The organism is Microbacterium sp. NPDC091662, assembly GCF_044756705.1.
GTDB lineage: Bacteria > Actinomycetota > Actinomycetes > Actinomycetales > Microbacteriaceae > Microbacterium.
Map to the genome: position 1 here is coordinate 2,194,856 of NZ_JBIVTM010000001.1, position 22,845 is coordinate 2,217,700.

The 22,845-nt window shown below is 69.0% G+C and carries 24 protein-coding genes; 7 read left to right on the top strand and 17 right to left on the bottom strand.

Going from position 1 to position 22,845, the window contains the following annotated elements; all coding sequences use genetic code 11:
- Positions 1-11 precede the first annotated feature (11 nt).
- A complete protein-coding gene (locus ACIQLD_RS10705; protein WP_402607990.1) occupies positions 12-1,223 on the top strand; it encodes an MFS transporter in 1,212 nt (403 codons plus the stop codon).
- 169 nt (positions 1,224-1,392) lie between these two features.
- Here the strand turns inward: ACIQLD_RS10705 and ACIQLD_RS10710 are convergent, their stop codons facing one another.
- Both ACIQLD_RS10710 and ACIQLD_RS10715 read right to left on the bottom strand, forming a co-directional pair.
- Positions 1,393-2,043, bottom strand: coding sequence for an MIP/aquaporin family protein (locus tag ACIQLD_RS10710; protein WP_402607991.1), 651 nt, complete (start codon positions 2,041-2,043; stop codon positions 1,393-1,395).
- A 151-nt stretch (positions 2,044-2,194) separates the two neighbouring features.
- The gene (locus ACIQLD_RS10715; RefSeq protein ID WP_402607992.1) at positions 2,195-3,808 is read right to left on the bottom strand and encodes an acyl-CoA dehydrogenase family protein; all 1,614 of its coding nucleotides are present in this window, start codon (positions 3,806-3,808) and stop codon (positions 2,195-2,197) included.
- A 123-nt stretch (positions 3,809-3,931) separates the two neighbouring features.
- Here ACIQLD_RS10715 and ACIQLD_RS10720 point away from each other — a divergent pair, with 123 nt between their 5' ends.
- Complete coding sequence (locus ACIQLD_RS10720) at positions 3,932-5,317, top strand: APC family permease (RefSeq protein ID WP_402607993.1); 1,386 nt, start codon at positions 3,932-3,934, stop codon at positions 5,315-5,317.
- On the top strand, positions 5,304-5,531 hold the full coding sequence (locus ACIQLD_RS10725) for a multidrug transporter (protein WP_402607994.1): 228 nt from the start codon (positions 5,304-5,306) through the stop codon (positions 5,529-5,531). Before ACIQLD_RS10720 ends, ACIQLD_RS10725 begins: the two co-directional genes overlap by 14 nt.
- Positions 5,532-5,545: 14 nt before the next feature.
- On the opposite strand, the gene ACIQLD_RS10730 is transcribed toward ACIQLD_RS10725, so the two are convergent.
- Together ACIQLD_RS10730 and ACIQLD_RS10735 are read right to left on the bottom strand one after the other, a co-directional pair.
- Positions 5,546-6,562 (bottom strand): magnesium and cobalt transport protein CorA, encoded by a 1,017-nt coding sequence (locus tag ACIQLD_RS10730; RefSeq protein WP_402607995.1) that lies wholly within the window; start codon positions 6,560-6,562, stop codon positions 5,546-5,548.
- Positions 6,563-6,598: 36 nt separating this feature from the next.
- Complete coding sequence (locus ACIQLD_RS10735; RefSeq protein WP_402607996.1) at positions 6,599-7,897, bottom strand: serine hydrolase domain-containing protein; 1,299 nt, start codon at positions 7,895-7,897, stop codon at positions 6,599-6,601.
- Between the two features lie 90 nt (positions 7,898-7,987).
- Between ACIQLD_RS10735 and ACIQLD_RS10740 the strand changes: the two genes are divergently transcribed.
- Together ACIQLD_RS10740 and ACIQLD_RS10745 are read left to right on the top strand one after the other, a co-directional pair.
- Positions 7,988-8,308 carry a DUF2470 domain-containing protein gene (locus ACIQLD_RS10740; RefSeq protein ID WP_402607997.1) on the top strand — a complete coding sequence of 107 codons (321 nt, stop codon included), beginning with the start codon at positions 7,988-7,990 and terminating at the stop codon, positions 8,306-8,308.
- A gap of 46 nt (positions 8,309-8,354) precedes the next feature.
- Positions 8,355-9,002 carry a heme oxygenase (biliverdin-producing) gene (locus ACIQLD_RS10745; RefSeq protein ID WP_402607998.1) on the top strand — a complete coding sequence of 216 codons (648 nt, stop codon included), beginning with the start codon at positions 8,355-8,357 and terminating at the stop codon, positions 9,000-9,002.
- 21 nt (positions 9,003-9,023) lie between these two features.
- Here ACIQLD_RS10745 and ACIQLD_RS10750 read toward each other — a convergent pair whose 3' ends face one another.
- Positions 9,024-10,418: an ATP-dependent RecD-like DNA helicase gene (locus tag ACIQLD_RS10750; RefSeq protein WP_402608527.1), complete on the bottom strand. Its 1,395-nt coding sequence runs from the start codon at positions 10,416-10,418 to the stop codon at positions 9,024-9,026.
- Positions 10,419-10,531: 113 nt separating this feature from the next.
- Between ACIQLD_RS10750 and ACIQLD_RS10755 the strand changes: the two genes are divergently transcribed.
- Positions 10,532-11,602, top strand: a complete 1,071-nt coding sequence (locus ACIQLD_RS10755) for a hypothetical protein (protein WP_402607999.1) — start codon at positions 10,532-10,534, stop codon at positions 11,600-11,602.
- Positions 11,603-11,614: 12 nt separating this feature from the next.
- Here the strand turns inward: ACIQLD_RS10755 and ACIQLD_RS10760 are convergent, their stop codons facing one another.
- From ACIQLD_RS10760 to ACIQLD_RS10770, 3 genes are all read right to left on the bottom strand, one after another.
- Positions 11,615-13,552, bottom strand: coding sequence for a cytochrome c oxidase assembly protein (locus tag ACIQLD_RS10760; RefSeq protein ID WP_402608529.1), 1,938 nt, complete (start codon positions 13,550-13,552; stop codon positions 11,615-11,617).
- Between the two features lie 166 nt (positions 13,553-13,718).
- The gene (locus tag ACIQLD_RS10765) at positions 13,719-14,006 is read right to left on the bottom strand and encodes an HU family DNA-binding protein (RefSeq protein ID WP_017203554.1); all 288 of its coding nucleotides are present in this window, start codon (positions 14,004-14,006) and stop codon (positions 13,719-13,721) included.
- 182 nt (positions 14,007-14,188) lie between these two features.
- Positions 14,189-14,770, bottom strand: coding sequence for a TetR/AcrR family transcriptional regulator (locus ACIQLD_RS10770; RefSeq protein ID WP_402608000.1), 582 nt, complete (start codon positions 14,768-14,770; stop codon positions 14,189-14,191).
- A 152-nt stretch (positions 14,771-14,922) separates the two neighbouring features.
- Here ACIQLD_RS10770 and ACIQLD_RS10775 point away from each other — a divergent pair, with 152 nt between their 5' ends.
- Complete coding sequence (locus tag ACIQLD_RS10775) at positions 14,923-15,750, top strand: alpha/beta hydrolase (protein ID WP_402608001.1); 828 nt, start codon at positions 14,923-14,925, stop codon at positions 15,748-15,750.
- Between the two features lie 138 nt (positions 15,751-15,888).
- Here ACIQLD_RS10775 and ACIQLD_RS10780 read toward each other — a convergent pair whose 3' ends face one another.
- The 9 genes from ACIQLD_RS10780 to ACIQLD_RS10820 all read right to left on the bottom strand — a co-directional run bounded on the left by ACIQLD_RS10780 (position 15,889) and on the right by ACIQLD_RS10820 (position 22,836).
- The gene (locus tag ACIQLD_RS10780; protein ID WP_402608002.1) at positions 15,889-16,713 is read right to left on the bottom strand and encodes an endonuclease domain-containing protein; all 825 of its coding nucleotides are present in this window, start codon (positions 16,711-16,713) and stop codon (positions 15,889-15,891) included.
- Between the two features lie 244 nt (positions 16,714-16,957).
- Positions 16,958-17,263, bottom strand: coding sequence for a 30S ribosomal protein S14 (gene rpsN / locus ACIQLD_RS10785; protein WP_017829734.1), 306 nt, complete (start codon positions 17,261-17,263; stop codon positions 16,958-16,960).
- Between the two features lie 3 nt (positions 17,264-17,266).
- Positions 17,267-17,437 (bottom strand): 50S ribosomal protein L33, encoded by a 171-nt coding sequence (gene rpmG, locus ACIQLD_RS10790; RefSeq protein WP_017203558.1) that lies wholly within the window; start codon positions 17,435-17,437, stop codon positions 17,267-17,269.
- A complete protein-coding gene (gene rpmB / locus ACIQLD_RS10795) occupies positions 17,437-17,673 on the bottom strand; it encodes a 50S ribosomal protein L28 (RefSeq protein WP_017203559.1) in 237 nt (78 codons plus the stop codon). Before rpmB ends, rpmG begins: the two co-directional genes overlap by 1 nt.
- 139 nt (positions 17,674-17,812) lie before the next feature.
- A complete protein-coding gene (locus ACIQLD_RS10800) occupies positions 17,813-18,595 on the bottom strand; it encodes a DNA-3-methyladenine glycosylase (protein WP_402608003.1) in 783 nt (260 codons plus the stop codon).
- Position 18,596: 1 nt separating this feature from the next.
- Positions 18,597-20,519 (bottom strand): hypothetical protein, encoded by a 1,923-nt coding sequence (locus tag ACIQLD_RS10805; RefSeq protein ID WP_402608004.1) that lies wholly within the window; start codon positions 20,517-20,519, stop codon positions 18,597-18,599.
- Entirely contained in the window at positions 20,509-21,378 is an 870-nt protein-coding gene (locus ACIQLD_RS10810) for a TIGR03943 family putative permease subunit (RefSeq protein WP_402608005.1), read from the bottom strand. Before ACIQLD_RS10810 ends, ACIQLD_RS10805 begins: the two co-directional genes overlap by 11 nt.
- Before the next feature lie 4 nt (positions 21,379-21,382).
- On the bottom strand, positions 21,383-22,423 hold the full coding sequence (locus tag ACIQLD_RS10815; protein WP_402608006.1) for a permease: 1,041 nt from the start codon (positions 22,421-22,423) through the stop codon (positions 21,383-21,385).
- Positions 22,420-22,836 (bottom strand): Fur family transcriptional regulator, encoded by a 417-nt coding sequence (locus tag ACIQLD_RS10820; protein WP_402608007.1) that lies wholly within the window; start codon positions 22,834-22,836, stop codon positions 22,420-22,422. The genes ACIQLD_RS10815 and ACIQLD_RS10820 overlap by 4 nt, the downstream gene beginning before the upstream one ends.
- Positions 22,837-22,845 lie beyond the last annotated feature (9 nt).

Genomic DNA, 22,845 nt, shown 5'->3' on the forward strand with positions numbered 1-22,845 from the left:
GGAGAATCGTCATGCCTCTAGGACTGATCGCCCTCGCCATCGGGGCGTTCGGCATCGGACTCACCGAGTTCGTCATCATGGGCCTGCTGCCCGAAGTCGCCCATGACTTCGGCGTCACCGAGTCCGCCGCCGGCTGGCTCATCTCCGGCTACGCCCTGGCCGTCGTCGTCGGCGCCCTCGTGCTCACCGCTGCCGCCACCCGGCTGCCCAAGAAGCCGGTGCTGCTCGGCCTCATCGTGCTCTTCATCATCGGCAATGTGCTCACCGCCCTCGCCGACGACTACGGGGTCGCCATGCTCGGCCGCATCATCGCCGCCCTCTGCCACGGCGCATTCTTCGGCATCGGATCGGTCGTCGCCGCCGGCCTCGTCGCCCCCGAGAAGAAGGCCGGCGCGATCGCCATCATGTTCACCGGCCTCACCGCCGCGAACGTCTTCGGCGTGCCCTTCGGCACCTTCCTCGGCCAGGAGCTGGGCTGGCGTTCGACGTTCTGGGCGATCTCCGGCATCGGCGTGCTGGCCTTCATCGGCATCGCGCTCCTGGTCCCCCGCCTCCCCGGCCCGACCGAGCAGGTCAGCCTCCGCAGCGAGCTGTCCGCCTTCCGCTCCGGTCAGGTGTGGTTCTCGCTCGTCGTGACGATCCTCGCCTTCGGCGGCATGTTCGGCGCCTTCACCTACATCGCCTACACGCTCACCGAGGTGAGCGGTTTCGCGACCTCGACCGTGCCGTGGCTGCTCGTGCTCTTCGGGGCCGGCCTCGTGCTCGGCAACTGGTTGGGCGGACGCCTCGCCGACCGCGCGATCGACCGTACCCTGGTCATCTTCATCGCCGCCCTCGTGGTGGTCCTCGCCCTGTTCTCGGTATCGGCGCAGTCGGGCATCGCCACGATCATCGCCCTGTTCCTGATGGGCGGCTTCGGATTCGGCACGGTCCCGGGCCTGCAGAGCCGCGTCATGCAGTACGCCGGCGGTGCACCCACCCTCGCCTCCGGGGCCAACATCGGCGCCTTCAACATCGGTAACGCCCTCGGCGCCTGGGCGGGCGGAGTGGGCATCTCGGCAGGCCTCGGCTACACCTCACCGATCTGGATGGGAGCGATCCTCACCGGCATCGCGCTCGTCGTGATGGTCGTGGCGGCGGCCCGTGCCCGCAGCGCCCGGTCGCGCGATGCGCTGTCGTCGGGCACGGGTCCGACCACCGTCGCCTCTGTCCCGGTCGGCTGACGCGACACTCGGTCACCCGTCGGACGGATTCACGGATGCAGGACGACTCGACACTCTTCTTGTCGACCTCCGCGCGTTCTCCCGGCATGTGCACCCGGCGACGATCGCCGCACGCAGAAGCGCCGCACCCTCCGACGAGGATGCGGCGCTTCCGGCAGACCGGGGAGAGTTACTCCGCGGCCGCGATCTTCTTGGCGTCGTCCGTGTTGAGCACACGGAACAGGATCGCGGCGATCAGCGCACCCACGACCGGTGCGACGATGTACAGCCACAGCGAGCCCCAGGCGAAATGTCCGCTGACCGCGAGGCCGAGCGCGACGGCCGGGTTGAACCCGCCGCCCGAGATCGAGCCGACCGTGGCCGCACCGACGAACACCGTGGCACCGATCGCGAGACCGTAGAAGGAGTTGCCCGCGGTGTCCTTCGACGTGGCGGTGTTGAGCACGACCCACACCAGGATCAGCGTGAACAGCGCCTCGACGAGGAACGCCGGGCCGACCTCGATGACCATGGCCTTCGCACCGGCGGGCCATACGGCGAGCGCGACGAGCGCGGCCACGGCACCACCGACGAACTGGGCGATGAGGTAGGCGATGAAGTCGGCGACGCTGAGGCCGCCGCGCAGGAACACACCGACCGAGACGGCCGGGTTCAGGTGTGCACCCGAGATGTGGCCCGTCGAGTACACGAGCACCATCAGGGTGAAGCCGATCGCGAGAGGCGTCAGCGGGCTGCCGCTGTTCACCGCCGCGATGATCGCGAGGACGAAGAGGAAGGTCGCAATCGCTTCCGCGAGCGCCTTACGTGCTGTACCGGTCATGAGAGTGCCCTTTTCTTTCTGGGTTTCGAAAGGCGACCACCCCGTCCGCCCACCCGCTCCGGCCGACGACCCGCCTTGCGGCACCGAGGCTATCGGCACGCCCACGCGAACGGCGGGATGCCGCGCGGAAATACTGTGAATTCGCTGAGCGCTACGCGCGCGCCGCGATCGCCGTGATGTCCACGCCCCTGGGCAGCGCTCCGAACAGGCCGGGCACTCGTCCGAGGCGGGCCGCGATGAAGCCTTCCGCGACCACGGTCGGAGCGGTGCGCAGCAACTGTGACGCCGACAGCGTGAGCGCGAGCGCTTCGACGAGTCTCCGCGCCGAGAGCTCGGGCACAGGGTCTTCGTCGAGTTCTTCGATCATCGTCCGCGTGTGCATCAGGTGCACGTCGAAGCGCGCGTCCGCGCCCCAGGCGCTCGACACCTCGGCGTCGAACGCCTCGAGCGACTCGGGCTCTCGCCCGATCGCACGCAGCACATCGAGGGCGATCACGTTGCCCGACCCCTCCCAGATCGCCATCACGGGCTGCTCGCGGTAGCGCATCTCGAGGGGCCAGTCCGTCGTGATGCCGTTGCCGCCGAGGCACTCCAGCGCCTCCGCGGCGTGGCCGGGCGCCCGTTTGCACACCCAGTACTTCATGACCGCGGTCGCCAGTCGGCGGAACGCCCGATCCTGCGCCGAAGCATCGTCGTCGTACGCGCGCGCGAGCCGCATCGCGACCGCCGTCCCGGCCTCGACCTCGAGTTGCAGATCGGCGATCACCGCTGTCATCGCCGTCTGATCGATGAGAGTGCGCCCGAACGCCGATCGATGCCGAGCGTGCCAGGCGGCCTCTGCGACGCCCTGCCGCATCCCGGCGAGCGACCCGAGCATCGAGTCGAGCCGCGTGCGGGTGACCATCTCGATGATGGTGCGCACCCCGCGCCCCTCCTCGCCCACGAGCGTCGCCTCCGCCTGCTCGTACTCCACCTCGCTCGAGGCGTTCGACCGGTTGCCGAGCTTGTCCTTGAGCCGCTGGAAGCGCAGCCCGTTGCGGGTGCCGTCATCGAGCAGCCGCGGCATCAGGAAGCACGACAACCCACCCGGCGCCTGCGCGAGCACCAGGAAGGCATCCGACATCGGTGCGGAGCAGAACCACTTGTGGCCGGTCAGCGCGTAGCGGCCGCCGCCCAGCGGCTCGGCTTTCGTGGTGTTCGCACGGACGTCCGATCCGCCCTGCTTCTCGGTCATCGCCATGCCGAACAGCGCGCCGGGCTTACCCGGACGCAGCTCCGGCTCATACTGGCGCGACAGCAGTCGCGGCATCCACTCCTCCGCGAGCTGCGGATGCTGAGCGATCACGGGTACGGCGGAATGCGTCATCGACACCGGGCACGCATGCCCCGGCTCGATCTGCGCGTAGAGCATGAAGGCGGCCGCCCTGGCGGCACTCGCACCGGGGCGGGGATCGGCGAAGGCGGAGGTGTGCGCCCCATCGGCGACGGCCGCCCCGATCACCCGATGGTAGGCAGGGTCATACTCGACCTCATCCCAGCGCTCGCCCCACCGGTCATGCGTGTGCAGGACGGGCTCGTTCCGGTTCGCCCGCCGGGCGTCGTCCTGGAAGTCTGCCGATCCGACGCGCCGACCCGTGGCGTGCAGGCCGTCGACCGCCCAGTCGGCCCCCTGCTGTCGCACAGCCTCGATCAGCGCGATGTTCGCCCCGAACTCGTCGACGTCGACGCGGGGCGGGGCCTGATTGAAGACGGTGTGCGTGCTCACGATGCTCCGGATCAAACCACGGATGCCGCCACCGGGCAATGCCCCGCGCCGCGCCCCGTCGTGTTCGCGCACGCCGATGTCAACCCCGTGGCCACCCTGTCCCCGCCCCCGTACCTTTCGAGGATGACCACCGAGACCGCGCCCGCCGCCGAGACCTCGACCCGGCTGCGGAGGGCGATCACCGGACCCCTCCTGTTCGCGTTCATCCTCGGAGATGTGCTGGGCGCGGGCATCTACGCCCTCATGGGCGTGCTGTCCGCCAAGGTGGGCGGGATGCTGTGGGCACCCCTGCTCCTGGCGCTGCTCCTCGCCATGCTCACGGCGGGCTCGTACGCGGAGCTCGTCACGAAGTACCCCCGCGCCGGAGGGGCCGCCGTCTTCGCCGAGCGGGCATTCCACAGCCCGCTGGTCTCGTTCCTGGTGGGCTTCAGCATGCTGGCGGCGGGCGTGACCAGCGCGGCCGGACTCGCCATCGCCTTCGCCGGCGACTACCTGGGCACCTTCCTCGATCTGCCGACCATCCCGGTCGCGATCGCCTTCCTCGCCCTCGTCGGCCTGCTGAACGCCCGAGGGATCCGCGAATCCATGGGGGCGAACCTCGTGATGACGGCTATCGAGCTCAGCGGCCTGGTCATCGTCGTCGCCGCGGTCGCGATCTTCGTCGGCGGTGGCGGCGGCGATGTCTCCCGCGTCGCCGAGGCACCGGAGGGAACCGGGGTCGCGGTCGCGGTGCTGTCCGGTGCGGTCATCGCCTACTACTCGTTCGTCGGGTTCGAGACCTCCGCGAACATGATCGAAGAGGTGAAGGATCCGCGCCGCACGTATCCCCGTGCGTTGTTCGGCGCGCTCATCACCGCCGGGGCGGTCTACGTCCTGGTGGGCCTGGCCAGCTCGATCGCTCTTCCTCCCGCAGAACTGCAGGAATCGAGCGGCCCTCTGCTCGCCGTGGTCGAGGCCACCGGCGTCAGCATCCCCTCCTGGCTGTTCAGCCTCATCGCCCTCGTCGCCGTCGCCAACGGCGCGCTGCTGACGATGATCATGGTCAGCCGTCTCACCTACGGCATGGCCGAGCAGGGGCTGCTGCCCGCCGTACTCGGCCGCGTGCTCCCGAAGCGGAAGACCCCCTGGGTCGCGATCCTCACCACCACCCTCGTGGCGATGGGCCTGACGCTCGTCGGCGACCTCGCGACGCTCGCAGAGACGGTCGTGCTGCTGCTTCTCGTCGTGTTCCTCAGCGTCAACGTCTCGGTGCTGGTGCTGCGTCGCGACCACGTCGACAACGATCACTTCCGCGTGTGGACCTTCGTGCCCGTGCTCGGCGTCGCCTCCTGCATCCTCCTGCTCACCCAGCAGCGTCCTGCCGTCTGGCTCTTCGGGGCGATCCTGCTCGCCGTCGGGGGCGTGCTGTACGTGCTCGCGCGCTGGAGCCGGAAGCACACCGCGAAGAAGAACGCCCGTCCCGACGGCGCACCCGTCGACAACCAGAAGGAGAACCATGAGCACGCCTGAGCACACGTCTGACGACGAGATGACGAGCGCCGAGAAGCGGCACGATCAACTGACCTCCGCACCGGACGCGACCGAGGCCGACGCCGCACCCCGCATCGAGGTCAGCGAACACGACGGCAACACCCGCATCGACATCGCCCCGGAGGCTCCGGTGCGCCCCGGTCCCGGTCCGGGAATGCCCGAGGCCGACTCCGAGGCCGATTCCGAGGACTGACGCGGGGCCCGAATCTAGAGCCAGCCCTTGCGCTTGAAGGCCGCGTAGAGCCCGAAGCCCAACGCGATCATCATGCCGACCGCCATGGGGTAGCCGAGCAGCCAGTGCAGCTCCGGCATGTGGTCGAAGTTCATGCCGTAGATCGTGCCGACGAGCGTCGGGGCGAACAGGATGGCCGCCCATCCCGAGATCTTCTTGACCTCGTCGTTCTGACGGATGCTGAGCTCGGTCATCCGCCGCATCTCCTCGTTCTGACGGCGAGCGACGATGGTCGACTCGACCGTGAGCGCGTTGTCGAGCACGGTGCGGAACGTCGTCGCACGGTCACTCACGCGCAGAGTGTGATCCAGCACGTCGCGAAGGTAGCGTCGCAGCTCTTCGCTCACCTCGTACTTTTCCGACCCACGCAGCAGCGCCTCCAGCATCCCCGACAACGGCTGCGTGGCGCGCTGGAAGTCGATGACCTCGCGGCCCAGGTCGTAGATGCGCTGCGTGGCGTCGGTGTCCTCTTCGAACAGCTGGCTCTCGATCTCATCGATGTCGTTCTCGAGTCCGGCGAGCACGGGCGTGTACTCGTCGACGACCTCGTCGAGGATGGCGTACAGCACGGCTTCGGGGCCGTGGGCGAGGAGCGCGGGGTCGGCCTCCAGCCGCCGCCGGACGCGCCCGAGGTCCGGAGACTCGGCGTGCCTGATCGTCACCACGAAGTCGGGACCGACGAGCACGTGCACCTCGCCGAACTCGACCTCCTCGACGTCGTCGAGGTAGCGCGCGGGCCGCAGCACCATGAACAGCACATCTCCGTAGCGTTCGAGCTTGGCGCGCTGGTGACCCGAGAGGGCGTCCTCCACGACGAGCACGTGGATGCCGAACTCATCGGCGACCTCGCGGATCTCGTCTTCGCTCGGCCGATAGAGGCCGATCCACCCCATGCCGCCTCGCTCGCGCATGCGCTCGAAGGTCTCGCTGAGGGTCACCGGATTCTCGGTGCGGACGCCATCCACGTAGATCGCATTGTCGATGATCGCCATCGTCGCCCCTTCGCGTTCCTGTCGGTCAGACCGGATTCACTCCGCAGCGGGCGGAGCCACGCAGGGGATCGCGGCATCGATCGTCGCCTGGTGGTACTGCTCGGCCGTGAACGGAAGGCCGAACTCGGGCGCCGTCTGGCCCGCGGCCGCAGGCGCCTTCGAGGCGATGGCGGCGAGCTCCCACGAGAGCTGCTGGGCGAACTGCGCCCCGGCCGTCGAGTCGTTGAGCACGACGGCCACGGTGAACCCGGTGGTCGGGTCGGAGTATGCCGCGGTCGCGTACCCGGGCGTCCAGCCGTGCTGACCGATCATCGATCCCACGAGGTAGCCGCCGCCGGTGGCCTGGTACCAGGAGGCGGCGCCGTCGGCCGCAGGAAGTGGATCACCGAAGCGAGCCGGCTTGTCCTTCTTGTCCTTGCGCAGCGCTTGTGCGGCCTCCGCCTGCACGTAGCGGCCGAGGTCGGTGATGGTCGAGACGACGCCGGAATCGGTGAAGCCCGTGCTGGACGACAGCTTCGTGATGTCGACCGGTGCCGCGCAGTCGTATCCGCCCTCGACGGGGTTGAGGAAGTGACCGTTCAGGACCGCACCGGTTCCCGGCACCGCAGGGGTCGGCCCCGGCAACGAGGTGTCCGCGAGCCCGAGGGGTTCGGTGACGTATTCGGCGATCAGTTCGGAGGCCGTCATCCCCGACGCGCGTTCGAGGGCGAGACCGAGCAGGAGGTAGCCCGCGTCCGAATCGCGGAAGGTCGTGTGCGGCGCGACCCGCTCGCGCGCCAGCCCGAATCCGGCCAGCTCCAGGGGAGACCACACCCGGTCCGGGGTGTTCAGCCAGGCAGAGGTGACCGTTCCCTCGGAGGATCCTGCCCCGCTCGTGCCGTTGCAGAGGTCGAGCAGGGTGATGCCTTCGTCCCGCATGTCCGCGACACCCGAGACGTAGTCCGCGACGTTCGCGTCGAGCTCGACCACGTCCCGGTCGGCGAGGGCGTAGAGCACGTCGCAGGTCATCAGACGGGTCACGTCCGCGATGCGGAACGACATGTCGGTGGACACCGCCGCGCCGCCTTCGCGGTCCTGCGTGCCGACGCCGGCCACCCAGCTTCCGCTCCAGGGCGCCCATACACCGACGATCGCGCCTGACGCACCAGACGCGACGAGCGCGTTGTCGACCGCAGCCTGCATCGCGGCGACCGTGTCATCGGGGAGCGATCCGTCGACCTGCGTGGGGGGCGTGTAGGAGAAGGACTCCTCGGAGGAGCATCCGGTGAGAACGAGAGCGAGCACGGCCGCTGTGGCCGTTGCGGCGCGCCACCGGCGCGACGAGAGAAGCTGCATGGAAAGAACCCCCGAAGACGTGTCTCCCGAGTCTAGAGCGCCGATGCTGAAAGTCGGCCCGGTAGTGACCGCCGAGCCGCGCGTAAGGTTATGGGCGTGCCCCACACCTTCGATTCCGACGTGATCACCGCCGTCCTGCGCCACATGAACGGCGACCACACCGATGACAACATCCTCATCGCCCGTGCTTTCGCCGAGCCGTCGGATGCGGAGATCACCGATTCCGTCATGACCGGGTTCGACGGCGACGGCGGGGTGTGGGAGATCACGCGCGACGGCTCAATCGCCGAGCTGCATGTGCCGTGGCCGGGTGGCCCGATCGCCGACCGCCCCTCCGTCCGCCGCGAGGTCGTGGCCCTCTACGACGACGCCTGCGCCCGCCTCGGCGTCGAGCCTCGGCCGCACGCCTGACGACTCCGACTTCCCTCGGGGGTTAGGCAACCCTTACACTTGCCTCATGCCCGAGATCGTCTCCTTCTCCGCCGCCCTGCGCGAGCGTTCGTCCGGATCGCACTCCCGCAGCGAGACCGCCGGCTTCATGTCCGACCTCCTGAAGGGCGAAGGGTCGCGCGAGGACTACATCTCCCTCGTCGCGCAGCACTACTTCATCTACGAGGCCCTCGAGAGCGCCGGCGAGCGCATGCGTCAGGATCCGGTCGCCTCGGTCTTCATCACCGACAAGCTCACACGCCTGCCCGCGCTCGAGTCAGACCTCGAGTTCCTGCTCGGCGCCGACTGGCGCGAGCGGATCGTCGCGCTGCCCACCACGCAGCGCTACGTCGACCGCATCCGCCAGGTCGGCGCCACGTGGGCCGGCGGGTTCGTCGCCCACCACTACACCCGCTACCTCGGCGATCTCTCCGGCGGCATCTTCATCGGTCGCGTGATGGCGCGGCGCTTCGGCTTCGAGACCAACGGCATCGGCTTCTACCTGTTCGACGACATCGCCGACCCCGCCGCCTTCAAGGACGTGTACCGCGAGCAGCTCGACGCCGCCCCCTGGGATGACGCCGAGCGCGAGCGCGTGATCGACGAGGTGCTCCTCGCCTACCGCTTCAACACCGAGCTTTTCGAAGACCTCGACCGCGCACGCGCCGCCGCCTGAGTCTGCCCCCGAGCCGGGGGCTCAGCCCTTCGGCAACTCCGGGGTCGACGCCGCGAGCCAGGCGTCACGCATGAATCGACGCACGTCTTCGTCCACCCGGATGTCACGGGGTCGCAGCGCGCGCGACAGGTAGAGGCCGTCGAGCGAGGTCAGCCGACTGAGAGCGACGTAGGTCTGCCCGGGCGCGAACGCCCCGGAGCCGAGGTCGATGATCGCGCGCTCGTAGGTCTTGCCCTGCGACTTGTGGATCGTGACCGCCCACGCCAGACGCAACGGGAACTGCGTGAACTCGGCGACCACGTCGCGCGAGAGCTTCTTGGTGTTCTGGTCGTACGCGTAGCGGAACCGTTCCCACACGGCGGGCTCGACATCGACCTCGTCGCCGTCGATGTCGACGCGCACGGCGCTGCCGAGGATGCGCACGACCGTGCCGATCGTGCCGTTGACCCACCGCGGCGGCTCGCCCGACATCGCGGTGTCGTTGCGCAGGAACATGACCTGGGCCCCGACCTTCAGCTTCAGCTCCGACTCGGCGGGGAGCGCGGCCTCCCCCCGCCCGAAGTCTCCGCTCACCTCGGCACGCGCGGTCTGCTCCTTGCCGGGCAGCGCGGCCAGGTGGCGGCTGTTGATGCTGTTCACGATGTCGTTGCGCGTCGCCAAGGTGATCATGGGAACCTCGCCGGGCTCCGGCTCGGGTGGCGTCCGCGCGCCCTGGGCATTCAGCACTCCGGCGATCTCGGCCGTGACCCGTCCGTAGCGGACGGCGTTCAGCATGGCCTTGAATCCGTCGTCGGACTGGCGGTGGATCTGCACGAGCTCGCGCACGTGCAGCTCGGCACGCGTGTCGACGGCGAAGAGCCCGTCCTGGTCGGATTCGCCGGTGCCCCCGCCGGTCCCGGCCCACACCTTCGCATCGAAGAACCAGAACGAGCGATAGTGGTCCTGCACGTAGCGGGCCTCGTCACCGCGCGGCGGCACGGGCGCCAGCTGGTACGGGTCTCCGAACATGACGACCTGCACGCCGCCGAACGGCTCGCCCCTGCGTCCCCTGGCCTGGCGCAGCGACCGGTCGATCGCATCCATCAGGTCGGCGTTGACCATCGAGATCTCATCGATCACGAGTGTCTCGATGGCGTTCAGGATGCGTCGGGTCGCGTCGTTCTGATCGATGTCGGCGTCACCGATCAGGCCGATCGGCAACCGGAAGAGCGAATGGATCGTCTGGCCCTCGACGTTGAGCGCCGCAACGCCGGTGGGTGCACAGATGGCGATCTGCTTCTTCGTGTTCCACGCGAAGTGCTGCAGAAGCGTCGACTTGCCCGTCCCGGCCCGCCCGGTGATGAAGACGTGCTCGCCGGTGTCCTCGATGAGTCGGAACAGCTCTTGCTGCTCCTCGGACAGGGCGGGAAGGGACACGGTTCTCACAGGGGCAGCGGACGGACAGGACGCTCGTCCATGCTACGGCCCGGCATCCGCACACGGCCGCCGACGCTCGGCGTCCCCCCAGGACGCCCTCCTAGACTGACGCCATGGACCGGGCACGTGCGAGCGCGCCCCGGCGTGCGCGCCTGGGGGTCGATCTGGCGATGCTCGCCGTCATCGGCCTCGTGCTCGTCGCCGCACTCGGAGCCGGCGGTGTCACGCTGTACCAGCAGTTCTACGGGCCGTCGGCCTTCGTGGTCCGCTACCTCGATCTGCTCTCCTCCGGCCGAGCCGCCGATGCGCTGCGCGTGCCCGGGGTCGCGATCGATCGCGAGACCCTCGACTCGGCAGGAATCGACCCCGCGGCGTCCGAGGCGATGCTCCGCCGCGCCGCACTCGCGCCGCTGACCGATGTGAAGGTGACGTCGGAGAAGCCCGCAGACGGCGGCACCGCCGTCACCGTCAGCTACCAGGCGAGCGGCCACCCCGGCACCAGCACGTTCCTGATCGAGCAGGACGGATGGGCGGGCGTCACCCCGAACTGGCGATTCACCACGAGCCCTCTCGCCGTCGTCGACCTCACGGTGCGCGGGGCGGACAAGTTCGCCGTGAACGGGTTCGAGGTCGACCGGCGTCAGGTGTCGATCGACGGCGCCGACGCCGTTCCGCTCGACCCGCTGCCGCTGCTGGTGTTCACGCCCGGCCTGTATGCCGTCTCGGTGGACACGCCCATCTCGACGGCTTCGGGACACGGGATCCTCGCCGACACCCCCCTCGCCGTCACGCCGCTCGACGTGCAGACCGAGCCCACAGACGAGTTCATCGACGTCGTGCAGGAGCGGGTCGAGACCTTCCTCACCGAGTGCACGACGCAAGAGGTGCTGCAGCCGACGGCCTGCCCGTTCGGTCTGCGGGTCACGAACCGTCTCGCCTCGACGCCGAAGTGGTCGATCACGACGCAGCCCCAGGTCACGGTCACTCCCGACGGCGGGGAGTGGCAGATTCCGACGACGGATGCGGTCGCCCACCTCGACGTCGACATCAAGTCGCTGTTCGACGGCAAGACCCAGCCGCTGTCGGAAGACGTGCCCTTCCAGCTCACCGGGAAGATCGCGATCCTGCCCGACGGCACCGCGTCGATCAGGATCGGCTCCCCCGACGAGCCCCCGGGCGACTGACCGCAGCGGCCGTCAGCCTCGACGGCCCGCGCGCTGGTCCCGTTCGTCGCGCTCGGCGAGAGCGGCGAGCTTGGCGTTGTACTCCTCGAGCTCGGCGTCTCCCGTGCGATCGGCGTGCCGATCTGCGCGCCGCTGCAGCTTGGTGTCGCTGCGGCTCCATTGGATCGCGACCGTGATCGCGAGGATCAGCGTCGGGATCTCGCCGATCGACCAGGCGATGCCGCCGCCGACGTACTGGTCCTGCATCGGGTCCACGCCCCAGTCGCGACCCATCGACCCGAACCAGTCGGCGACCATCAGGCCCTCCTGCATCATGATCGCGATGCCGAAGAAGGCGTGCATCGCCATGACGGCGATCAGCGTGATCAGACGACCGGGGTACGGCAGACGGTACGGCACCGGGTCGGCGCCGATCAGGCTCATCACGAAGAGGTAGCCCGAGATCAGGAAGTGGATGACCATCCACTCGTGACCGAGGTGCTCGTACATCGACCATCGCACGAGGTCGGTGAAGTAGAAGGCCCACAGCGACAGGATGAAGATCGCCGCCGCGACGAACGGGTGCGTCACGACGCGGGCGAAGGGCGAGTGCACTGCCCACATGATCCACTCGCGGCCGCCGCGGGTGCCGTCGTCGCGCTTGTGGATCGCGCGCAACGCGAGAGTGATGGGGGCGCCAGACACCAGCAGCAGCGGGATCGCCATCGACAGCATCATGTGGCCCATCATGTGGATGCTGAACAGGTACTCCTGGTACGCGTTGAGCGGCCCGCTGGTCACCCAGACGAGCATCAGCATGCCGAGCACCCAGAACACGGTGCGATGGATCGGCCAGCGGTCGCCGCGCAGACGCAGCCGTCGCACTCCAGCCAGGTAGAGGAACAGTCCGAAACCGGCGGCGACGAGCCAGAGCACGTCGAAGTCCCAGGCGGTGAACCAGCGCTCGAGGGTCAGCTCCGGAGGCAGCGTCGAGCCGGTGAGGATCTGCGCGGGGGTCTGGGCGAAGGCGGCGACCTCTCCGGTCGGGGGAGGCGTGCGCGCGAGTGCCGCGGCGGCACCGGAGGCCAGACCCATCAGCGCCACCTCGCACAGCACCAGCAGCCAGAACCAGCCGGCCGCGCGCTGTCCCGAGAGCTTCGGGATGAGGCGGGCGCGGTACCAGGCCCCCAGCAGTCCCATCCCTCCCAGGAGAGCGATCTTGGCGAGCACGATCCAGCCGTAGGGCGTCGCCCACAGCGCATCCCAGCTTCCGACGGCCACGATCGACCGGGTCACACCCGACACGGCGACCACGGCGAAGGCGGCGATCGCGAGGGACGAGTAGCGCCCGACGAGCCGCGCGGTATCGACGTCGGCTCGTCCCCGCAGCAGCACCAGGAGCAGCAGCCCGCCCAGCCAGACCGCGGCGCCGATCGTGTGCAGCAGGATCGAGTTGACGGCCATGTTGTGCCCGGCGAGGTCGCCGGCGTGACCCTGCGTCGCGAGCGGCAGGAACGATGCGGCGGCGAGGAGAGCCGTGATGAGAGTGGGCGTCCACGAACGCCACGCGAAGGCGAGCACGGTGATGATGGCACCGAAGATGGTGGTGATGAGCCAGGACTGCCCCAACGGCAGCTCCAGCAGGAATCGACCGAGTTGAGTGCCGAACTCGCGTTCGATGCTGAGCTTCGGGTTGAACGCGGCCATGAAGGCGAGGAAACCGGCCAGGCCCGCGGAGACCGTGAACACGACCGCGCCCACCGAGGCGATGTTCAGGGCGGCGTCGAACGACTTCTCCCCCGCGCGCAGACCGAACAGCGCGAGCACGAGCGAGCCGAGCATGAGCGCACCCGAGATGTTCATGACCAGCTTGGCGATCGGGGTACCCCAGAGCACGAACGGACCCGGGTCCTGCAGGAGCGGCGGCTTGGCGCCTCCGCCGACGAGCAGAGCCAGCACCAGGGCCACCATCGCGGCGACGATGAGGATGACGATTCCCGCTATTCGATACGCCGAAGTCCGACTCGTCGACACGCTGCGGGAACTCACCCCTCCAGCCTAGGCGCGACCGGCGGTGAGAAAGCACGAAGGCCGCCCCCGTCGGAACGGGAGCGGCCTTCGAAGAGGTGCGGTCTGCTTACTTGACGGCAGCCTTGAGCTTGGAACCAGCGGTCACCTTGACGCGCTTGCCGGCCGGGATCTTGATCTCGGCGCCGGTCTGCGGGTTGCGGCCCGTGCGAGCAGCGGTGTCGACCTGCTCGAAGGAGATCCAGCCCGGGATGGAGACCTTGCTGCCCTTGGCAACAGCGTCGGAGACCGTGGCGAACAGCGAGTCGAGGACACCGGAGACGGTGGCCTGGCTCTGGCCCGTGGCGCTTGCGATGCTCGCGACGAGCTCGGTCTTGGTGATGGACTTGTCAGCCATGTCATCCTCCAGCGACGAGATCCCGTCGCATCGTTGTGGGTATCGGAGCGGATGCTCCTGGTCTAGCGACCGCCTCGAATGTACCAACCACCACCCTCATTTCCGCGTCATTTCGCGGGTTTTGGGCAATTACTGGGCGTGTCGCGTCACTTTTGTCACTCCAGTCACAGAAACGAAGGCCCTCAGCGGGAGCGATGCGCCTCGATCACGGCGCTAGACGTGCGCGCGAACGCGGGCGCGACGCGGTCTTCTCCGTCGAGATAGCCCCCCACCAGAGCCGCATCCCGCAGCAGCACGAGAGACGCCGCGACCTCTTCCGGCCGTTCCAGCCCCGCGGTCTCGGCGACCGCCCGCAGCGTCGAGCGGAACCACTCGCGGTGCTCGTCGATGAGCCGCCGCACGGCGCCATCCGCGTCCGGGTACTCCGCAGCCGCGTTGATGAAGGGGCACCCGCGCGTGTGTCGCTCGCGGATGTCGGCGGCGATGCCCTGCACCACCGCATCGAGCAGGACATCGGGATCCGTCACGGTGGCGCCCGCCTCCGCGAACATCGCGCGCAGCATCTCGTCTTCATGCGCGAGGTACGCGAGGACGAGATTCTCCTTGCCGCCGAACTGCTTGTAGAGCGTGGCGCGGGTGACGCCTGCCTCTTCGATCACGCGGTCGACGCCGACCGCGTGGATGCCCTCCTCATAGAAGAGGCGGGTGGCCGCGTCGATCAACCGGGCGCGGCCGGGGCTGGGGCGCTTCGTGGTGGTGTTCATGATTGTCCTTCCTCATCGTGGCATCCGAACCGGAGCTTGCGGTCGACGACTTCACGACTTTCGGGAATACATTGCGGTAGATAGAACGTTCGGTCTACTATCAGCGTAACGCACTCCCGACCGACGGGAGCCGAACCAGAGAGAGGAAGTTCATGGACAGCACCGAGAAGACCCCGATCGTCCTCATCCACGGCCTGTGGATGACCCCCGCGAGTTGGAACACGTGGGCCGAACGCTTCCGCGCCGCGGGGCACGAGGTGATCGTCCCCGGCTGGCCCGGCATCGACGACCGCTCCGTGGAAGACATCCGTCGCGACCCGTCGGCGCTGAAAGGCGTCGGACTGAAGCAGATCGTCGACCGCTACGAGAGCATCATCCGCGCGCTGCCCGTCGAGCCGATCATCATGGGCCACTCGTTCGGAGGCGTCATCACCCAGATGCTCGCCGATCGCGGCGTCGGAGCCGCCTACGTGGGTGTGGCGCCGGGACAGACGGCCGGCATCACCACGCTCCCGCTGTCGACGCTGTGGACCGGCACCCCGATCCTGTCGAACCCGTTCGGCCGCAACGGCGCGAAGCCTCTCTCGAAGAGGCACTTCCACTTCACGTTCGGGAACGACCTGAGCCGTGCCGCCTCCGACCGCCTGTGGGAGGAATCCGCGGTGAACTCCTACAACCGGGTGTTCTTCGAGGGCGTGGCATCGGCGTTCAACGAGAAGGGTGGAGTCACGCATGTCGACTACGCCCGCACCGACCGCGCACCGCTCTACATCATCACGGGTGAGATCGACCACGTCGTGCCGCCCGCCATCGGTCGTGCGATCGTGCAGAAGTACCGCTCCACCGGCAGTCCCTCCGTCGTCGACTACAAGGAGTACGCAGGGCGCACGCACCGCCTCGTCAGCCAGGACGGCTGGGAGGAGATCGCCGACGACGCCCTGGCCTGGGCCGTCGCGCACAGCACCACCCCCGTCGCGTGAGGAGCAGCACTCCCCACAGCATCCGCGCCATCGCCGCACCCCGAGGGCGGAGATCTCGCCGATGGGCGGAGGCTCCACACGAGCAGTCCCGCCCGACGGAGACTTCTCCGCCCATCGCGGTGTGCCCGAGCGCACGACTCACGATGCGAGATGGAGGCGCTGCGCGATCGCGGCCAGGATCCGGCTCTGCACGGACGCCCAGTGATTCATGAGCTGGTCGTAGCCGATGCGGATCACGTGGTATCCGCGAAGCATCAGTTCTGCGTCGTGAGCGATGTCACTCGCTCGCTGAGGTCCGACATGGTGACCGCCGTCGATCTGGACGACGAGTCGTTCGCCGATCAGGAAGTCGACTCGATGCCCGATGACCCATACCTGCGGCGTGATCGGCACGTCCAGCCACGCCAGCCGCGTCCGGAAGATGGTCTCGGTCCCCGCGTCCGCAAAGGGCCGAGCGTCGATCATGAGCCGCCTCGCCGCAGGCGGCAGTGGCGCGCGGTCGAGCACGTCGGGATCCACCGCGCCCGCTCGCATCGCGGACTCCCACGTCGCGAGCGCATCTTCATACGGCTGGCAGCGCGCCACGAGCACGAGCGCGTTCTCGATCGAGTCCTCGAGCAGCTCAGGGTCTCGCGGGAAGATCGGTCTGCTCCAGTGCACGACGCCACGCGCCGCGTTCGCATGACCCGACTTCGCGGGCGCAGCCACATGGGGCTGCGATGCCGCCGTCACCCACAGATCCTTCCGCGCGGCCACGGTCACGCAACTGAGCACGACCCCTCGCTTCGCGGCCGCGAGGAGCATCGGGTCCGCCGCGGGGAGCCCCACCCACCCCCGGCACACCGAGATCACCACCCCCGCGCGCACCGCCTGGCGCAGAGTGTGGTCCGTGACCCCCGACCGACGCAGCGTGGCGACCCGCGCGATCCCGTTCCTGGCATTGAGAGCGCGCACGACATCCATGTCTCGAGCCTGCCGCCCCTCGACGCCTCCGCCCCTCTCCACTTCCGCTCTCTGTGCACTCACTCGGAGTGGCCACCCATTGTGCAGGACCACCCTTCGGGCGGACTTCTCCCCGTGGGGCGGCGAACCCGATCACAGGGGTCCGCCCCACGGGGAGAAGTCCGCCCATCGCGTAGAAGGGACGGGGCATGCGAAAGGGGCGAGGATCCGAAGATCCTCGCCCCTTTCGACTGTCTGCTGAGACTTACCAGCTCGACTTGGTCACGCCGGGCAGCTCGCCACGGTGCGCCATGTCACGGAAGCGGACACGCGAGATGCCGAACTTCGTGAGGACACCACGGGGGCGGCCGTCGATGACGTCGCGCGAACGCACGCGAGCCGGCGACGCGTTGCGCGGCAGCTTCTGCAGACCGACGCGTGCGGCCTCACGGGCCTCGTCGGTGGCGTTCGGGTCGACCAGGGTCTTCTTCAGCTCGGCGCGACGCTCGGCGTAACGCTCGACGATGACCTTGCGCTGCTCGTTGCGAGCGATCTTGCTCTTCTTAGCCATTGATCAACGCTCCTCTCGGAATTCGACGTGCTGACGGATGACCGGGTCGTACTTCTTGAGCACGAGGCGGTCGGGGGTGTTGCGGCGGTTCTTCTTCGTCACGTACGTGTAACCCGTACCTGCCGTCGAACGCAGCTTGATGATCGGACGTACGTCCTGAGCCTTCTTGGCCATTAGAGCTTCACACCCTTCGCCTGGAGGTCCTTGACGACGTTCTCGATGCCACGGACGTCGATCACCTTGATGCCCTTGGCGGACACGTTGAGCGTGATCTTACGACCGAGCGAGGGGACGAAATACGTCTTCTTCTGCACGTTCGGGTCGAAGCGGCGCTTCGTCCGGCGGTGCGAGTGCGAGACATTGTGTCCGAAGCCGGGAACAGCTCCGGTCACCTGGCACACTGCTGCCATGATGTGACTCCTTCTATACCGTGAGACCGGACGGCCTCACCCAAGATCCCTTGTCTGCACGCGACCCCGCCCCGCCGATCACTCGGCCGCAGAAGGGGAAGCACGCGAACTGCGCACAGGAGTGTGCGCAGACAAAGAGTCAGTTTAGCACGGGCGCCGGGGTGGTCGATCCCGACGGCCCCGGCGCGAGATCCGCGGCCTCAGCCGCACCCCTCCCCCACCGGAACGGCGACACCGTCGGGTCGGCGTCGATCCAGAAGCGCCACGGGAACGCCGCAGTCCCGGCGACGCCGGCGACACCGACACGCGGACCGCTGACCACGTCGTCGCGCTGCGGACCCAGCCACAGCTCCGCTCGCGCGCCGTGCCGTTCCTCGCCCGTGATCGCATCGATCCCGTCGTGCAGCGGATGCCGCAGCCCCACGGCCTGTCCGAGGCGGCCCGGACCGCGGGCGAGGTCGCGCAGCGTGGTGCGCCGGAGGGGAAGGTCGACGCCACGGCGGAGGGCCGCCTCCTCGGTGCCGCTCACGATCTCGCCCGCCCGGAGCAGCACGCCGTCGCCCTGCCCCTCGGGGCCGCACACGACGTTGACGCACGAGTGGATGCCGTGGCTCAGGTACACGTACAGGTGCCCCGGCTCTCCCCACATCGTGGAGTTGCGGGCCGTGCGCCCCATGCGCGCGTGCGAACCCGGGTCGGGGATCTCGCCCGTGCCCTGCCCGTGGTAGGCCTCGACCTCGGTGATGCGCAGCCGCACCTCGACCGGGACAGGTCCGGCGGTCGTGACGAAGGTGCGCAGCTCGCCCCCGAGCAGACGCGGTGCGACCGCGACCGCGGAGGCGCTCAGGTCCGAACGGCCGGCGCGGCGCAGGCCGTCGTGCGGCAGGTCAGCACCGCGGAGGAGGTCGGAACCGCCGGACATCTCAGAATCGCGGAGCCGTCTGGCACCAGGAGGCGTCGAAGCCGGTGAGGGCGACGATCTCCTTGCCCGAGGCCATGTCGATCAGGTGGGTCTCGACGTTCTCGGGCAGCGGCAGCAGCATCCCGTCGTAGGCGTTGTTCGCCAGGTCGGGCGCGACCACCACGGCGGCATACTGGCCGCTCGGCGACGCGCACGCCTGCAGGATCGAGTCCGTGGATCCGACCTCGACCAACGGGGTCGCCGCGCCGTCGTCGTCGACGCGCACGACCACCTGTCCGATCGGGAGACCCTCGTCATCGCGAGCGACCACGTGGCGCAGCGTGCCACCGGGATACGGCGTGATCGAGCTCGCCGTTCCGTAGTCGGGATCGGATGCCGCGAGCGGCTGCTCCGTGCCGTCTGCGAGGTTGAGCTCGACCACGGCCCCGTCGAGCCGTTCGACGATCGCCGTGTAGGTGCCGCGGGAGATCCCCTGGATGGTGGCCGCGAGACCGAGGGACTGCACGCCGGCGTCGGTGGAGCGGTCGACGAGCGAGAGAGCTCCGTCGAAGTCGATGAACAGCACGGCAGCGCTGTCGGGCACGAACTGCCAGACGAAGACGCTCGCCTCGGTGCCGGCGACCTCGATGATCTGCGGGTCGTCATCGCCACTCAGCGATTGGGTGACCAGCACGCTCGCACGTCCCTCGGTATCGCTGAGCTCCTTGTCGGAGTAGCTGTAGCCGACGAGACCGCCGCGCTCGGAGACCTGGATCGCGCCCACGTAGCCCTCGCCGGGGAGCTTCAGCTCGCGCGGGTTCTTGCCGTCGCGGTCCATCACGAGCAGTCGAGACCCGTCGTCTTCCTCCACCGACACCACGAGTTGCGTGGAGGTGGCACGGAAGTCGTTGATCTTGTCATGCTCGAAGACGGGGACGGCCTTCTCGCCGCTCAGGTCGGTGAGGAAGATCTTGTCCTTGCCCGCGACATCGCGGCGCAGCAGGAAGATGTTCGACGGCGGAGTCGTGAAGCTCGCGGTCAGGGTCGTCGTCGGCCCACCGCCGGCACCGACGACATCGGACACGCGGACCGTGTACTCGGTCGAGTCGTCGAGCGGAACCGTGAATCGCACGCCGACGCCGCGACCCGAGGCATCGACCGTGAACGGCACCTCGGGCTCGACACTGACCTGCGCGGGGTCGATGTCGGCGAGCGCCTGGTTCGCGGTGAGGATCACGCGACTGCCGGACGACTCGATCGCCTGCGCGGCGTCCACCTGTACATCGCTGATGCGCGGCCCCTGAAGGAGGCTGGCGATGCCCAATCCCGTTCCGACGACGACGAGGACGCCGAGCACGGCGGCAACTGTGAGCACGAACCGGCGTCGGCTCCCCGGCGGGGGCGGGACCCGGCGCTCGGCGGTGGCGCGGGGGGCCGGCGGCACGTACGGCTCCGCTGTCGCTTCCTGCGCCACGGCACTTGGCGCCGAGGTCTCGACGACAGGTTCCGGGGCTGCGCCGACGAACACGGGATCGGTCGCGAGCGGGACGGGCGGAAGCGCGGTCGCCTCCGCATCCTCGCGCGCCGCAGCCTCGAAGGCGGCCATCTTGCGGGCGGCGGCCTCCTGCTCCGCGACCTCACGGTCACCTGCCTCACGGACCGCGGCTTCACGCGCGGCGGCTTCACGCGCGGCGGCCTCGCGAGCGGCGGCGTCGGGGGCGGCGGCCTCACGAAGCGCCGACTCGTCTGCGTCGGCGGGCGGCTGATCGCCGGGCCGATCAGCCGGGGCGGGCTGGTCGGCGGGCGGTGCGACATGATCGGCGGACGCCACCGCGCGGTCGATCCGCTCGGCCTCCGCCGCTTCGGCAGCTTCCCGCGCTGCACGCATCTCCGCGCGGGTGCGCGGGACGGCGGGCACCTCGGGGCGCTCGTCGTCAGTACTCATAGGGGTCTCCCGGCTCATCGATCGCGACGACATCGGTCGGCTCGATGCGGAGCTTGCCGTCGGCATCCGCTCGCACGGTGCCGGTGATCTCGACCCATTGACCCGTCGCGTACTCGTCGGACTTCACGTCCACGGGCAGAACCGCGGTCTGCGCATCGATCACGCAATGCGTGATGACCAGACGAGTCAGGTTCACACCGTCGTCACCCGAAGCACCCGGCGTCACGAAGCCCGTGAGCTTCACCGCGGCGCCGTCGTAGGCGGCCGTGTTCGTCGCCGCCGTGAAGACGCTCGCCCAGTCGCCGACGCCGAACGTCGACGTGTCGGCCACGCCGAGCGCGACCGAGTCGGCGCCGGCGAACAACGCGCTCTGCTCCCCCGCGCGCGACATCGCGAGCTCGACCGAGAGGGATGCCGGGGGCAAGACAAGCCCCGCCACGACGACGCCCGAGGCGATGACCCCACCGGCGACGGCCGCGACTCCGGCGAGCGTGCGGCGGGAGGAAGCCGGGGAACCGTCGTGACCAGCGCCGTCGTGGCCAGCGCTGTCATGATCAGCGCTGTCATGATCCGATCCGTCATGATCCACGTGAGCGACAGGAGCGGGCACGGGCCCGTGATCGTGACCGTGGTCGCCCTCCTCCCCCAGCGGGAGGGTGCACGACCAGATTGCTCCGGCCAGGGTCACCACCGCGGCGGTGCAGGCGAACCACACCGACTCGGGGCTGATGTAGAGGTTGAGGCGTCCCGTGAGCCCGAGGCCGAGGGTGACGACCGAGATGACGGCCGCGAGCCCCACGCCCAACCATCGCGTGCCGAGCGCACGTATGCGGGTGGCGGTCTGGTCTGACGGTGCCATCTGCTCAGACAAGGACGTTCACCCCGATCCCGATCGCGAAGGCCGAGGCGAGCACGATGCCGACGATCCCGACGAGCGTGCGCGCCGTGAAAGTGGTGCGCATGAGCGCCAGCATCTTGATGTCGACCAGCGGTCCGACGAGCAGGAACGCGACGATCGCACCGGAAGAGAACGTCGACGCGAACGAGAGCGCGAAGAACGCATCGACGTTCGAGCAGATGGCCACCGTCATCGCGAGCGCCATCATCGCGACGATCGACAGCACCGGGTTCGAACCGATCGCCAGCAGCCACTCGCGCGGGATCAGCACCTGCACGGCTCCGGCGAGCGCCGAGCCGATCACGAGCGCTGGCATCACGGCGCGCAGCTCGATGAGGAACTGGGTGAGGCTGCGACGCACCGGGGTGCCGGGTTCGTGGGTGACCCGGTCGCACGTGTCGACGAAGCGCTGCGTGAGCATGCCGTCCGGATCAGGGTGCCGACTGTAGATCCAGCCGATCAGGTTCGCGATCAGGTAGCCGCCGACGAGGCGGGCGACGAGGATGCCGCCGTCCCAGCCGAAGGCCGCATGCGTGGTGAGGATCACGATCGGGTTCACGATCGGCGCCGCGATCAGGAACGTCATCGCTTCGGCAGGTGCCAGGCCGCGCATCATGAGCCCGCGGGCGAAGGGCACGTTGCCGCACTCGCACACCGGGATCAGCATACCCAGCAGCGACAGCACGGCCCGCCGGGCCCAGGCGCGCTTCGGCAACCAGCGGTGGATCACATCGGCCGGGAGCCACACCTGCACCACGATCGACAGCAGCACGCCGAGGATCACGAACGGCAGGGCCTCGATCAGCACACTCAGCGCGAGAGTGAGCCCGTCCTGCGCGCGGGTGGGCAACGAGGCGGGGAACAGCTTCGGCAGGAAGGCGTCGATCAGGAAGAGCGCGGCGATGATGGCGGCGCCGAGGCCGACACCGATCCATGCCGATCGCGGCGAGGGTGCCGGGCGATGGGAGTGGCCGTGACGGGTCGCCGTTGCTGCCGAGGAGCTCACGCGGACGCGGACCTCTCGGCGTCGCGCTTGTTCGCGCACGGGGTGCACAGCCCGAAGATGTCGACCACGTGGGCGGCCTCGGTGAAGCCGTGCAGCGCAGCGGTGCGGTGCGCCCACTGCTCGACGTCTTTCGCCTCGATCTCGACGGTCAGACCGCAGGATCGGCAGATGAGGTGGTGGTGATGACCCTGCGTGGTGCAGGCGCGGTACAGGGCCTCGCCTTCGGGGCTCTGCAGCGAGTCGGCGTCTCCGGAGGCGGCGAGCCCTGCCAGCGCGCGGTACACGGTGGCGAGGCCGATGCCGGTGTTGTCGTCGCGCAGCGCGGCGTGCAGGCTCTGCGCGCTCACGAATCCGCGCGCGTCGGCGAGTGCTTCGCGCACGCGCTCGCGCTGCCAGGTGTTCCGCTGAGCCATACGACGAGT

What these genes read in the sequence shown, in the direction of transcription:
- ACIQLD_RS10765 (WP_017203554.1), bottom strand. Translation starts at nt 14,006, where the DNA reads ATGGCTGACAAGTCCATCACCAAGACCGAGCTCGTCGCGAGCATCGCA.
- ACIQLD_RS10760 (WP_402608529.1), bottom strand. Translation starts at nt 13,552, where the DNA reads ATGGTGGCCCTGGTGCTGGCTCTGCTCGTCGGCGGAGGCGCCAAGCCG.
- rpsN (WP_017829734.1), bottom strand. Translation starts at nt 17,263, where the DNA reads ATGGCTAAGAAGAGCAAGATCGCTCGCAACGAGCAGCGCAAGGTCATC.
- ACIQLD_RS10710 (WP_402607991.1), bottom strand. Translation starts at nt 2,043, where the DNA reads ATGACCGGTACAGCACGTAAGGCGCTCGCGGAAGCGATTGCGACCTTC.
- ACIQLD_RS10730 (WP_402607995.1), bottom strand. Translation starts at nt 6,562, where the DNA reads ATGGCGATCATCGACAATGCGATCTACGTGGATGGCGTCCGCACCGAG.
- ACIQLD_RS10755 (WP_402607999.1), top strand. Translation starts at nt 10,532, where the DNA reads ATGGACCGGGCACGTGCGAGCGCGCCCCGGCGTGCGCGCCTGGGGGTC.
- ACIQLD_RS10800 (WP_402608003.1), bottom strand. Translation starts at nt 18,595, where the DNA reads ATGTCCGGCGGTTCCGACCTCCTCCGCGGTGCTGACCTGCCGCACGAC.
- ACIQLD_RS10735 (WP_402607996.1), bottom strand. Translation starts at nt 7,897, where the DNA reads ATGCAGCTTCTCTCGTCGCGCCGGTGGCGCGCCGCAACGGCCACAGCG.
- ACIQLD_RS10805 (WP_402608004.1), bottom strand. Translation starts at nt 20,519, where the DNA reads ATGAGTACTGACGACGAGCGCCCCGAGGTGCCCGCCGTCCCGCGCACC.
- ACIQLD_RS10780 (WP_402608002.1), bottom strand. Translation starts at nt 16,713, where the DNA reads ATGGATGTCGTGCGCGCTCTCAATGCCAGGAACGGGATCGCGCGGGTC.
- ACIQLD_RS10820 (WP_402608007.1), bottom strand. Translation starts at nt 22,836, where the DNA reads ATGGCTCAGCGGAACACCTGGCAGCGCGAGCGCGTGCGCGAAGCACTC.
- ACIQLD_RS10740 (WP_402607997.1), top strand. Translation starts at nt 7,988, where the DNA reads ATGGGCGTGCCCCACACCTTCGATTCCGACGTGATCACCGCCGTCCTG.
- ACIQLD_RS10745 (WP_402607998.1), top strand. Translation starts at nt 8,355, where the DNA reads ATGCCCGAGATCGTCTCCTTCTCCGCCGCCCTGCGCGAGCGTTCGTCC.
- ACIQLD_RS10725 (WP_402607994.1), top strand. Translation starts at nt 5,304, where the DNA reads ATGAGCACGCCTGAGCACACGTCTGACGACGAGATGACGAGCGCCGAG.
- rpmG (WP_017203558.1), bottom strand. Translation starts at nt 17,437, where the DNA reads ATGGCCAAGAAGGCTCAGGACGTACGTCCGATCATCAAGCTGCGTTCG.
- ACIQLD_RS10705 (WP_402607990.1), top strand. Translation starts at nt 12, where the DNA reads ATGCCTCTAGGACTGATCGCCCTCGCCATCGGGGCGTTCGGCATCGGA.
- ACIQLD_RS10770 (WP_402608000.1), bottom strand. Translation starts at nt 14,770, where the DNA reads ATGAACACCACCACGAAGCGCCCCAGCCCCGGCCGCGCCCGGTTGATC.
- rpmB (WP_017203559.1), bottom strand. Translation starts at nt 17,673, where the DNA reads ATGGCAGCAGTGTGCCAGGTGACCGGAGCTGTTCCCGGCTTCGGACAC.
- ACIQLD_RS10775 (WP_402608001.1), top strand. Translation starts at nt 14,923, where the DNA reads ATGGACAGCACCGAGAAGACCCCGATCGTCCTCATCCACGGCCTGTGG.
- ACIQLD_RS10810 (WP_402608005.1), bottom strand. Translation starts at nt 21,378, where the DNA reads ATGGCACCGTCAGACCAGACCGCCACCCGCATACGTGCGCTCGGCACG.
- ACIQLD_RS10720 (WP_402607993.1), top strand. Translation starts at nt 3,932, where the DNA reads ATGACCACCGAGACCGCGCCCGCCGCCGAGACCTCGACCCGGCTGCGG.